The organism is Streptomyces sp. NPDC005070 (assembly GCF_053600395.1).
In genome coordinates, this window is sequence record NZ_JBSFZS010000167.1 from 1 (window position 1) to 12,856 (window position 12,856).

Below are 12,856 nucleotides of genomic sequence, written 5' to 3' on the forward strand. Positions count from 1 at the left end.
CGGGGGGGCCGGCGGAGACCCCCCCGCCCCGGACCACCCCCCCCCACACCTCCACCCCTTGCTGCCGCGGCCGCTGCGCGAGGTCATGTTCGCCCCCGAAGACACCGACGAGGCGGCCGAACTCGACCGGACCCTCTACACGCAGACCTCGCTGTTCGCCGTCGAGGTCGCCCTGTTCCGGCTGCTGGAGAGCTGGGGCATCACCCCCGGCGTGCTGATGGGCCACTCCATCGGCGAGCTCGCCGCCGCGCACGTGGCCGGTGTCCTCTCGCTCGCCGACGCCTGCGCCCTCGTGGCCGCGCGCGGCCGCCTGATGCAGGCGCTGCCCGCCGGCGGCGCCATGATCGCCGTCCAGGCAGCGGAGGACGAGGTCCGCGCCCGCATCGGCGGCCGCACGGACCGCGTGAGCATCGCCGCCCTGAACGGCCCGGACTCCGTCGTCGTCTCCGGCGACGAGGAGCTCGCCACCGAGATCGCCGACGCCTTCGCCGCCCTGGGTCGCAGGACCAGTCGGCTGCGGGTCAGCCACGCCTTCCACTCCCCGCACATGGAGCCCATGCTGGCGGAGTTCCGCGACGTGGCCGAGAGCCTGACCTTCCACGCCCCGCGCATCCCGATCGTGTCCAACGTGACGGGTCGGCTGTCCGAGGAGCCCTCGGGGTACGAGGGGTGCACGGCCGCGTACTGGGTCCGCCACGTGCGCGACGCGGTCCGCTTCGCCGACGGCGTCGCCCGCCTCGACGAGCGGGGCGTCCGCACGTACCTGGAGCTCGGTCCCGGCGGCGTGCTCACCTCCATGGCCCGCGCCGGCGCTGACAGCGAGTCCCTGCTCGTCCCCGCCCTGCGCGCCCGTCGCCCCGAGGCGCAGGCCCTGCTGGCGGCGGTCGCCTCGTTGCACGTCCACGGCGTGGAACCGGACTGGGACGCCCTGTTCGGCGGCGGGCGAGGTGTACGCCGCAAGGTCACGCTCCCCACCTACGCGTTCGAACGGCAGCGGTACTGGCTGGACGGTGCCACCACGCTGCCCGGCGCCACCACCGGCCGGGCTCCTGCGGCTCCGCGGCCGGACGCCGTCGCCATCGCCACCGCCGAGACCGGCAGCACGCCGGTCGGAGCCCTGGGCCGACGGCTGGCCGGACTGCCCGAGTCCGAACGCGACGAGGCCGTGCTCGACCTGGTCCGCGCGCACATCGCCGCCGTTCTGGGCCACGCCGACGCCCGCCAGGTCGAGACCGAGTGGACGTTCAAGGACCTCGGCTTCGACTCGCTCAGCTCGGTGGAACTGCGCAACCAGCTGGCCGAGGCCACAGGCCTGCGCCTGCCCAGCGGGCTGCTGTTCGACCACCCGACCCCCGCCGCGCTCGCCCGCCACCTCGCCGCCCGGTCCCTGGGTGGCGAGGTGGCGGCGGCCTCCGCGCCCGCGACGTCGGCCGACCCCGACGAACCCGTCGCCATCGTGTCCATGAGCTGCCGTCTGCCCGGCGGGGTGAGCTCCCCCGAGGACCTGTGGCGGTTGGTCGCCTCCGGCGGCGACGCCGTCTCCGGATTCCCGGCGGACCGCGGCTGGGACGTCGAAGCGCTCTACGACCCGGAGCCCGGCACGCCCGGCAAGTCCTCGACGCGGCACGGCGGCTTCCTGCACAAGGCGGCCGAGTTCGACGCCGGCTTCTTCGGCATCAGCCCCCGCGAGGCCGCCGCGATCGACCCGCAGCAGCGGCTGCTCCTGGAGACCGCGTGGGAGGCTTTCGAGCGGGCCGGCATCGACCCGGCCACGCTGCGCGGGAGCCGGGCGGGCGTGTTCATCGGCGCGACGGCACAGGACTACGGCCCCCGGCTGCACGAGCCGGTCGACGGCGTCGAGGGCTACCTGCTGACCGGCACGACGACCAGCGTCGCCTCGGGCCGCGTGGCCTACTCGTTCGGCCTCGAAGGCCCGGCGGTCACGGTGGACACGGCGTGCTCGTCCTCGCTGGTGGCGCTGCACCTGGCCGTCCAGTCGCTGCGCCGCGGCGAGTGCACGATGGCCCTGGCCGGCGGCGTCACCGTGATGTCCACGCCCGGCATGTTCGTGGAGTTCAGCCGTCAGCGCGGCCTGTCGGCGGACGGCCGGTGCAAGGCGTTCGGTGCCGGGGCCGACGGTACGGGCTGGGCCGAGGGTGCGGGCCTGCTCCTGGTGGAGCGGCTCAGCGACGCCCGGCGCAACGGCCACCGGGTGCTGGCCGTCGTGCGGGGCAGCGCGGTCAACCAGGACGGCGCGTCGAACGGACTCACGGCGCCGAACGGCCCCTCCCAGCAGCGCGTCATCCGCCAGGCCCTGGCGGCCGCCGGACTCGGGCCCGCGGACGTCGACGCCGTGGAGGCGCACGGTACGGGCACGCGGCTCGGCGACCCGATCGAGGCGGAAGCCCTCATCGCCGCCTACGGCCAGGGACGGGACGGCGACCGGCCGCTGTGGCTGGGCTCGCTGAAGTCGAACATCGGACACGCCCAGGCCGCGGCGGGCGTGGCCGGTGTGATCAAGATGGTCATGGCGATGCGGAACGGCGTGCTGCCGCGGACCCTGCATGTCGATGAGCCGACGCCGCACGTGGACTGGTCGGCCGGTGATGTCCGGCTGCTGACCGAGGCAATGGAGTGGCCTGCGACCGACGCGCCGCGGCGTGCCGCCGTGTCGTCCTTCGGCATCAGCGGTACCAACGCGCACGTCATCGTCGAGCAGGCCGCGACGAGCGACGAGCCCGCCCGCGAGACGGCCGTCACGGGACCGGTCCCGTGGGTGCTGTCGGCGAGGAGCGATGAGGCGCTGCGGGCACAGGCGGGCCGGCTGCTGTCCTTTCTGGACGCTGCGGGCGTCGAGGGCGCTGAAGTTCGGGCGGAGGACGTGGCGTTCTCGCTGGCGACGTCGCGTGCGGTGCTGGAGCGCCGTGCGGCGGTCGTGGGGGAGGAGCTCGGAGAGTTCCGGCAGGGGCTGGAGGCGCTTGCTTCCGGTGCTGCTCCGGTGGGTGGTGCCATCGGAGGCAAGGTCGGGTTCTTGTTCTCGGGTCAGGGTTCGCAGCGGATCGGCATGGGACGGGAGCTGTATGCGTCCTATCCGGTGTTCGCGGCGGCGTACGACGAGGTGTGCGCACGTCTCGATGCCACGGTCGACGTCGGTTCCGAGGAGTTGAACCGGACGGGTTCGGCGCAGCCGGCGTTGTTCGCGGTCGAGGTGGCGTTGTTCCGGTTGCTGGAGTCGTGGGGTGTGCGGCCGGATTATGTGGCCGGTCATTCGGTGGGTGAGATCGCGGCGGCTCATGTGGCGGGTGTGTTGTCGCTCGAGGATGCGGCGAGGCTGGTGTCGGCGCGGGCTGCGTTGATGCAGGCGCTGCCCGCGGGCGGTGCGATGGTCGCGGTCCAGGCGGCCGAGGACGAGATACTGCCGCATCTGACCGACGGCGTCGGCGTCGCGGCGGTCAACGGCCCTCGGTCCGTGGTCATTTCGGGTACCGAGGACGCAGTCGCGGCGATTGCCGAATCGTTCGCTGCCCGGGGTCGTAAGACGTCCCGGTTGAAGGTCAGTCACGCGTTCCACTCGCCGTTGATGGATCCGATGCTGGAGGAGTTCGCGGAAGTCGTTCGCGTTCTGGCCTTCGACGAGCCGCGTATCCCGTTGGTCTCGAACCTCACCGGTCGGCTGGCAGAGGCGTACACGCCCGAGTACTGGGTGCGGCACGTCCGTGAGGCGGTGCGGTTCGCCGACGGCGTCGAGACCCTCGGCGATCTGGGCGTGACCACGTTCGTCGAGATCGGTCCGGGTGGTGTGCTCAGCGCCTTGGTCCAGGGTTGTTTCGACGACGGTACGGACGTCGTCACCGTTCCCGTCCTGCGTGCCGACCGGCCCGAGCCGTACGCGCTCGTCACCGCCGTCGGGCAGTTGCACACCCACGGCGTCTCGCCCGACTGGCAGGCGCTCTTCCCGGGTGCCCGCCGCGTCGACCTGCCGACCTACGCCTTCCAGCGCGAGCGCTACTGGCCCGACGCGCCTCAAGCGGCGACCGTCGGTGCCCCGGAGGCGATGGACGCCGAGTTCTGGGACTCCGTCGAAAGCGAGGACCCGGCATCTCTCGGTACGCTCCTGGGACTGGAGCCCGCCGAACTGGACGTGGTCGCACCCAAGCTGGCCGCCTGGCGCCGGCAGCGGCGCGAGCAGTCCACCGCCGACGGCTGGCGCTACCGGATCACCTGGAAGCCGCTCGGTGACATGGTCGGGGCCGCTCCGTCGGGGACCTGGCTCTACGCGGTCTCCTCGGAGACCGCGTGGACCGAGGCGATCCGCGCCGGGCTCATGGAACTCGGCGTCGCGCTCGTACCGTTCGCCGTGGGCGAGGACACCGACCGCGACGTGCTCGCCCGGGCCTTCGCCGACGCCGGGCACGAGCAGGCCGACGGCATCCTGTTCGCCGCAGCACAGGGAGAAGCGGGGGCTGATGCCCTCCAGCGGCTCGTCCTGCTCGTCCAGGCCCTCGGTGACGCCGGGATCGAGGCCCCGCTGTGGTGCCTGACCAGCGGCGCGGTGTCGACCGGCGTGACGGACCTGCTGACCGATCCCGTCTCCGCCCAGCTCTGGGGCCTGGGCAGGATCGTCGCCCTGGAACAGCCGCAGCGCTGGGGCGGGCTCGTCGACCTGCCCGCCGAGCTCGACTCCCACGCGCTGGAGCGACTGGCCGGCGTGCTGACCCAGGCCGACGAGGACCAGCTCGCCGTACGCGCCTCCGGTGTGTCCGCCCGCCGCCTCGTGCGTGCGCCGCAGGGCGCGGCACCGGCGGACGCACCCTGGTCGCCGCGCGGCACCGTGCTCGTGACCGGTGGTACGGGTGCGCTGGGCGGGCACGTGGCCCGCTGGCTCGCCGGCGCCGGTGCCGAGCACCTGGTGCTCACCAGCCGCCGGGGACCCGACGCCCCGGGCGCCGCCGAACTCAAGGCGGAGCTGGAGGAGCTGGGTGCTCAGGTCACCGTCACCGCGTGCGATGCGGCCGACCGCGACGCGCTCGCCGAGTTGTTCGGTCGACACACCGTGAATGCCGTGGTGCACACCGCAGGCGTACTCGACGACGGCCTGGTCGAATCGCTCACGCCCGAGCGCCTCGACCACGTGCTGCGTCCCAAGGTGGACGCGGCGCTCCACCTGCACGAGCTGACCCGGGACCGACAGGACCTCGACGCCTTCGTGCTCTTCTCCTCGATGACCGGTGTCTGGGGCAACGGCGGCCAGGGCGCCTACGGTGCCGCGAACGCCTTCCTCGACGCCCTCGCCGAGCAGCGCCGGGCGCAGGGCGTGCCCGCGCTGGCCGTCGCGTGGGGATCCTGGGCGGACGGCGGCATGGCCCACGGCGGCGCCGGTGACCACCTGCGGCGGCGCGGCGTACGGGAGATCGCGCCCCTTTCCGCGATCTCCGTGCTGCACGATGCGCTGACCCGCGGCGAGACCTCCGTGACCGTCGCGGACGTGGACTGGGACCGCTTCGTCCCGGCCTTCGCCGGCACGCGCCCCTGCCCGTTGCTGCACGGCGTGCCCGAGGCCCGCAAGGCCCTCGAAGCACGCGCCCAGGCTGCGCAGGGCGCCGAAGCGCCCGCGTCCGCGCTGGTCCAGCGCCTCCTCGGCGCCACGCCGGGGGAACAGGACCGCATCCTCCTGGACCTGGTCCGCGAGCAGGCCGCCACGGTGCTCGGCCACACGGGCAAGGGCGCCTTCGAAGCCGACCGGACGTTCCGCGAGACCGGCTTCGACTCGCTCACCGCCGTCGAACTGCGCCACAGGATCAACACGGCCACCGGCCTCAAGCTGCCCACCACCCTGGTTTTCGACCACCCGACCCCCACCGTCCTCGCCCGTCACCTGGGCGAGGAACTCCTCGGCCGGTACGGGCCGGCGGCGGACGCCGGGCAGGCGACGGCCGCCACCGCGGCCGACGAGCCCCTCGCGATCGTCGGCATGAGCTGCCGCTTCCCCGGCGGCGTCCAGTCGCCGGAGGACCTGTGGGAGCTGCTGAGCTCCGGCCGGGACGCGATGTCCGGCTTCCCCACCGACCGCGGCTGGGACATCGACGCGCTCTACGACCCCGACCCCGACCGGCCCGGCACGACGTACTCGCGCGAGGGCGGCTTCATTCAAGGCGCCGACCGCTTCGACGCCGGTCTCTTCGGGATCTCGCCGCGTGAGGCGCTGGCGATGGACCCTCAACAGCGGCTGCTGCTGGAGACCGCCTGGGAGGCCTTCGAGCGGGCCGGCATCGCCCCCGCGTCCGTCCGCGCGAGCCGCACCGGTGTCTTCATCGGCACCAACGGCCAGGACTACGCCAACGGGCTGCGCAACGCGCCCGCGGAGATCGAGGGGTACGCGCTCACCGGCAAGGCTGCCTCGGTCGTCTCCGGGCGCGTGTCCTACATGTTCGGCCTGGAGGGCCCGGCCGTCACGGTCGATACGGCGTGCTCGTCGTCGCTCGTGGCCCTGCACCTGGCCGTCCAGGCACTGCGCAACGGCGAGTGCACGATGGCGCTGGCCGGCGGTGTCACCGTCATGACCACGCCGGATCTGTTCGTTGAGTTCAGCCGGCAGCGCGGGCTGTCGCCCGACGGCCGGTGCAAGGCGTTCGCGGCTGGTGCCGACGGCACGGGCTGGGGCGAGGGGGTGGGCCTGCTGTTGGTGGAGCGGCTGTCCGACGCGGAACGCAACGGTCACCGTGTGCTGGCCGTCGTGCGGGGCAGCGCCGTGAATCAGGACGGTGCGTCCAACGGTCTGACCGCGCCCAACGGTCCCGCGCAGCAGCGGGTGATTCGTCAGGCGCTGGCGTCCGCCGGGCTCACGCCCGCCGACGTGGACGCCGTCGAGGCCCACGGCACGGGCACCAGACTCGGCGACCCGATCGAGGCGCAGGCGCTGCTCGCCACGTACGGCCAGGAGCGGGACGCCGACCGGCCGCTGTGGCTGGGATCCGTCAAGTCCAACATCGGCCACACGCAGGCCGCCGCGGGTGTCGCCGGTGTGATCAAGATGGTGCTGGCGATGCAGCACGGTGTGCTGCCGCAGACGCTCCATGTGGACGAGCCGACCGCGCACGTCGACTGGTCGGCGGGCGCCGTGCGGCTGCTGACCGAGCCGGTGCGATGGCCCGGGACCGCCAGGCCCCGCCGGGCCGCGGTGTCCTCCTTCGGTATCGGAGGCACCAATGCGCACACGATCATCGAGCAGGCGCCCGCCGGGGCTGGGGCCGAGCCGGCCCGGGAACACCGCCCGGTGCCCGTGCCGTGGGTGCTGTCGGCGAAGAGTGAAGTGGCGCTGCGGGCCCAGGCGGAGCGTCTACTGGCCTTCGTGACCGACGATGTGTCGCCCGTCGACGCCGGATTCTCGTCGGCCACGACGCGGTCGGCGCTGGAGCACCGGGCCGCGGTGATCGGCGCCGACCCGGCCGAGCTGCGGGCGGGGCTGGAGGCCCTCGCGGCAGGCGAACCGGCGGCGAACGTCGTCGCCGGGCGCGCTCACTCGGCGGGCAAGGTCGGGTTCCTGTTCTCGGGTCAGGGTTCGCAGCGGGTCGGCATGGGGCGCGGACTCTATGACGCGTTCCCGGTGTTCGCCGCGGCGTACGACGAGATCCGTGCTCACGTCGACGTGACGCTCGACGTGGACTCGGAGGGGTTGAACCGGACGGGTTCGGCGCAGCCGGCGTTGTTCGCGGTCGAGGTGGCGTTGTTCCGGTTGCTGGAGTCGTGGGGTGTGCGGCCGGATTATGTGGCTGGTCATTCGGTGGGTGAGATCGCGGCCGCTCATGTGGCCGGTGTGTTGTCGCTCGAGGATGCGGCGAAGCTGGTGTCGGCACGTGCCGCGTTGATGCAGGCACTGCCCGCGGGCGGCGCGATGGTTGCCGTGCAGGCGACCGAAGACGAGGTGCTGCCGTATGTGACCGAGGAGGTCGGGATCGCGGCGCTCAACGGCCCGCGGTCGGTGGTGGTTTCCGGTGCCGAGGACTTGGTCACCGCCATCGGTGAGGTCTTCGCCGGTCAGGGTCGTAGGACGTCCCGTCTGAAGGTCAGTCACGCGTTCCACTCGCCGTTGATGGATCCGATGCTGGAGGAGTTCGCGGCGGTCGTTCGCGGTCTGGCCTTCGACGAGCCGCGTATCCCGGTGGTCTCGAACCTCACGGGTCGGCTGGCCGAGCCGTACACGCCCGAGTACTGGGTCCGGCACGTCCGTGAAGCGGTCCGCTTCGCCGACGGTGTCCGGACTCTCCACGAGCTGGGCGTGACGGCGTTCGTGGAGATCGGTCCGGGCGGTGTGCTGAGCGGCCTCGCCCAGGGCTGCCTCGACGACGCGGACATCGTCACCGTTCCCGCCCTGCGCGCCGACCGCCCCGAGCCGCAGGCCGTCGTCACCGCGCTCGCCGAACTGCACACCTACGGTGTCTCCCCGGACTGGCAGGCACTCTTCCCCGGCGCCCGGCGTGTCGACCTGCCCACGTACGCCTTCCAGCGCGAGCGCTACTGGCTCGACGCCCGCGCCTCCGCCGGTGACATGCGCGCTGTGGGCCAGGGCGAGGCCGGTCACCCGCTCCTCGGCGCCGCCGTGCCGCTGGCCGACGGCGACGGACACCTGCTCACCGGGCGGCTCTCGACGCATACGCACCCGTGGCTGATGGACCACGCCGTCAGTGGAGTCGCGCTCCTGTCGGGAACCGCGTTCGTCGAGCTGGCGATCACCGCTGCCGACGCCGTGGGCTGCGACCTGCTGGAAGAGCTGACGCTGGAGACACCGCTGCTCGTGCCCGAGCGTGGCGGCGTCGCCCTGCAGGTGCGCGTCGGCGCCGACGACGGCTCGGGCCGCCGGACGCTGACCGTGCACTCGCGGATCGACGGCGGGGATGCGTATGCCCACGAGGACGTCTCCGAGCGGGCATGGGTCCGGCACGCCTCCGGCTCGCTGGCCGTCGCCACAGGAAGGCCCGTGGACGGCTCGCTCGCCGCGTGGCCACCCGTGGGCGCGGAGCCGGTCGACGTCGACGGGTTCTACGACCGCCTCGCCGGCATGGCGCTCGACTACGGCCCCGCCTTCCAGGGGCTGCGCGCCGCGTGGCGGAGCGGGGACGACTTCTTCGCCGAGGTGGAGCTGTCGGGCGCGGAGCGGAGGGACACGGGCGCGTACGGCCTGCACCCTGCGCTGTTCGACGCCGCCCTGCACACCGTCTGGCTGGGCGCGGTCGAGCCCGAGGCCGGGACGGGGAACGGGCTGCTGCCGTTCGCCTGGAGCGGCGTGCGCCTGGCGGCTGCCGGAGCCTCCGGCCTGCGGGTGAAGGTCTCGCGCGTCGGCACCGGCACCTCCACGGTGTCGCTGACGCTGGCCGACGGCACCGGTGAGCCGATCGCGCAGGTCGACGCGCTGACCCTGCGCCCGCTGCCCGCCGACCAGTTGCGCGCAGGTTCCGGCCGCGACGACGCGGTCTTCGGCCTGGAGTGGACGCCGGTCAGCCTGCCGTCCGCGCCGGACGGCATGAGGATCGAGATGTATGAGGATCTCGCCGCTCTTCGGGCCGCCTACTCGCCGGCGAGCGCCGATGCCGGAGCCGTGGCCGAAGCCGATGTCGTGGTCGTGCCCTGCCCGATCGGGACCGGTGCGGATCTTGCCACACGGGTCCGTGAGGTCACCCAGGCGGTGCTGGAGTTGGTGCAGTGGTGGCTGACCGAGGAACGCCCGGCGCGCCTGGTGCTGGTGATGCGTACGGGAGACCTCGCCCAGTCGGCGGTCTGGGGACTGGTGCGCTCGGCGCAGACCGAGAACCCCGACCGCATCGTGCTGGTGGAGACCGTCGGCGATGCCGATGCCGACGTCGGCATCGATGGTGACGGCGCCGGTCTTGCCCGGGTGCTGCCCGGCCTGATCACGTCGGGTGAGCCGCAGGCCGCGGTGCACGCGGACGACGAGGTCCGGGTGCCGAGGCTGGTCCGCGTCGCTGCGCCGGACACGGATCCGGAGCTTCCCGGCCTCGGCTCCGGCACCGTTCTGCTGACCGGCGCGTCGGGCGGGCTGGGCGGGCAGTTCGCCCGGCACCTGGTCGCCGAGCACGGCGTCCGCAGCCTGCTGCTCGTCAGCCGCCGTGGTGGAGACGCACCCGGCGCGGCCGAACTCACCGCCGAGCTGACCGCGCAGGGCGCCGACGTCACCTGGGCCGCGTGTGACGTGGCCGACCGCGATGCCGTCCGTGCACTCCTTACCGGGCCCGGGCAGAGCCTGTCCGCGATCATCCACACCGCCGGCGTCCTGGACGACGGAATCATCGGCTCGCTGACCCCCGAGCGGCTGGACGCCGTGTTCCGACCGAAGGTGGACGCGGCGCTGAATCTGCACGACCTGGCGGGTGAGCTGTCCGGCGACCTGTCCGCGTTCGTGCTCTTCTCCTCGGTGGCGGGCACCCTCGGCACGCCGGGCCAGGGGAATTACGCCGCTGCCAACACCTTCCTCGACGCCCTCGCCGAGCACCGCCGATCCGCGGGCCTGCGGGCCACGTCGCTGGCCTGGGGCTTGTGGGCGCAGGACAGCGAGAGCGCCATGACCGGCAGCCTCGACCACACCGATCTCACCCGCATCAAGCGCATGGGCCTCGCCGCGATCCCGTCGGCGGACGGCCTGCGGATGTTCGACGCGGCACTGGCCACCGATCGGGCAGCAGTCGCCCCGATCCGGCTCGACACGTCCGCCTTCCGAGACGGACCGGGGCAGCCCGTGCCGCCGGTCCTGCGCGAACTGGTGAGGGTCGCACCGGTGCGGCGCACGGCACGGACCACGCCGAAGGGATCGCTGGGGCAGCGGCTGGCCGGGCTGCCGGAGGCCGAGCGCGAGCACGTGGTGCTGGACCTGGTGCGTACCCAGGTCGCCGCCGTGCTCGGGCACGCCGGCGCGCAGTCGGTCGGCGCGGACGACTCGTTCAAGGACATCGGGTTCGACTCGCTGACCGCCGTCGAACTGCGCAACCGGCTCAACTCGGCCGTCGGCATGCGCTTGCCCGCCACCCTGATCTTCGACCACCCGAACCCGCTTGCCCTCGCCCGCTTCCTCACCGCCGAAGCCGCTGGTGCTGGCGGGGCGGCGCCAGCCGTGTCGGCGACCTTCTCCCCAGCCACCGGAACGGCGGACGAGCCCATCGCGATCGTGGGCATGGCCTGCCGCTACCCCGGCGGCGTGCGGTCGCCCGAAGACCTGTGGCAGCTGGTGTTCTCCGGCCGCGACGCCGTGTCGGGCTTCCCCGGGGACCGCGGCTGGGACGTGGAGAAGCTCTACGACCCGAACCCCGACCAGTGGGGCACCAGCTACACCCGAGAGGGCGGCTTCCTCCACGACGCGGCGGACTTCGACGCCGAGTTCTTCGGGATCTCGCCGCGTGAGGCGCTGGCGATGGACCCGCAGCAGCGGTTGCTGCTGGAGACGTCGTGGGAGGCGTTCGAGCGGGCCGGGATCGACCCGGCGACGGTGCGGGGCAGCAGGACGGGTGTCTTCGCCGGCGTGATGTACCACGACTACGGCGGGCGCGTGCGCACCTCGCCGGCAGGGCTGGAGGGCTACCTCGTCAACGGCAGCGCGGGCAGTGTCGCTTCGGGGCGCGTTTCGTACACGTTCGGCCTGGAGGGGCCGGCGGTCACGGTCGACACGGCGTGCTCGTCGTCGCTGGTGGCGCTGCACCTGGCGACCCAGTCGCTGCGGAGCGGTGAGTGCTCGATGGCGCTGGTCGGCGGGGTCACGGTGATGGCAGGCCCGTCCGTGTTCGTGGAGTTCAGTCGGCAGCGTGGTCTGTCGGCGGACGGCCGGTGCAGGGCGTTCGGCGCCGGCGCGGACGGCACGGGGTGGGCCGAGGGTGCGGGCATGCTGCTGGTGGAGCGGCTGTCGGATGCCCGTCGGAACGGGCACCAGGTGTTGGCGGTGGTCCGTGGTACGGCGGTGAACCAGGACGGTGCGTCGAACGGTCTGACGGCTCCGAACGGGCCTTCGCAGCAGCGGGTGATCCGGCAGGCGCTGGCGAACGCCGGTGTGTCCTCGGATGAGGTCGACGCGGTGGAGGCGCACGGTACGGGCACGCGGCTCGGCGACCCGATCGAGGCGCAGGCGCTGATCGCCACGTACGGGCAGGAGCGGCTGGAGGAACGGCCGTTGTGGCTGGGTTCGCTGAAGTCCAACATCGGTCATGCGCAGGCTGCGGCGGGCGTCGGCGGCATCATCAAGATGGTCATGGCGATGCGGCACGGTGTGCTGCCGCAGACCCTGCACGTCGATGAGCCGACGCCGCATGTGGACTGGTCTGCCGGTGATGTCCGGCTGCTGACCGAGGCCGTGGAGTGGCCCGCGACCGACGGACCACGTCGAGCTGCGGTGTCCTCCTTCGGCGTGAGCGGAACCAATGCGCACGTGATCGTCGAGCAGGCGCCCGGCGTGACGGAGGATCCCTCGGCTTCGGCTCCGGCTCCGGCCTCGGGCGCGGTCGTGCCGTGGGTGCTGTCGGGCAGGACGGAGACGGCGCTGCGGGAGCAGGCGGGCCGGCTGCTGTCCTTCCTGGATGCCGGGGGCGTCGGGGGCGCAGGGGTTCGGGCGGAGGACGTGGCGTTCTCGCTGGCGACGTCGCGTGCGGTGCTGGAGCGCCGTGCTGTGGTCGTGGGGGAGGAGCTTGCGGAGCTCCGGCAGGGGCTGGAGGCGCTTGTGTCCGGGGCCGCTCCGGTGGGCGGTGGCGTCGGGGGCAAGGTGGGGTTCTTGTTCTCGGGTCAGGGTTCGCAGCGGGTCGGCATGGGGCGCGAGTTGTACGGGGCGTACCCGGTGTTCGCGGCGGCGTACGACGAGGTGTGTGCG

The 12,856-nt window shown here is 73.1% G+C and carries 1 protein-coding gene; it reads left to right on the forward strand.

Going from position 1 to position 12,856, the window contains the following annotated elements; translation table 11 throughout:
• On the forward strand, nt 1-12,856 hold a 12,856-nt coding region (locus ACWEBX_RS33735), incomplete at both ends, for a type I polyketide synthase (protein WP_451888572.1).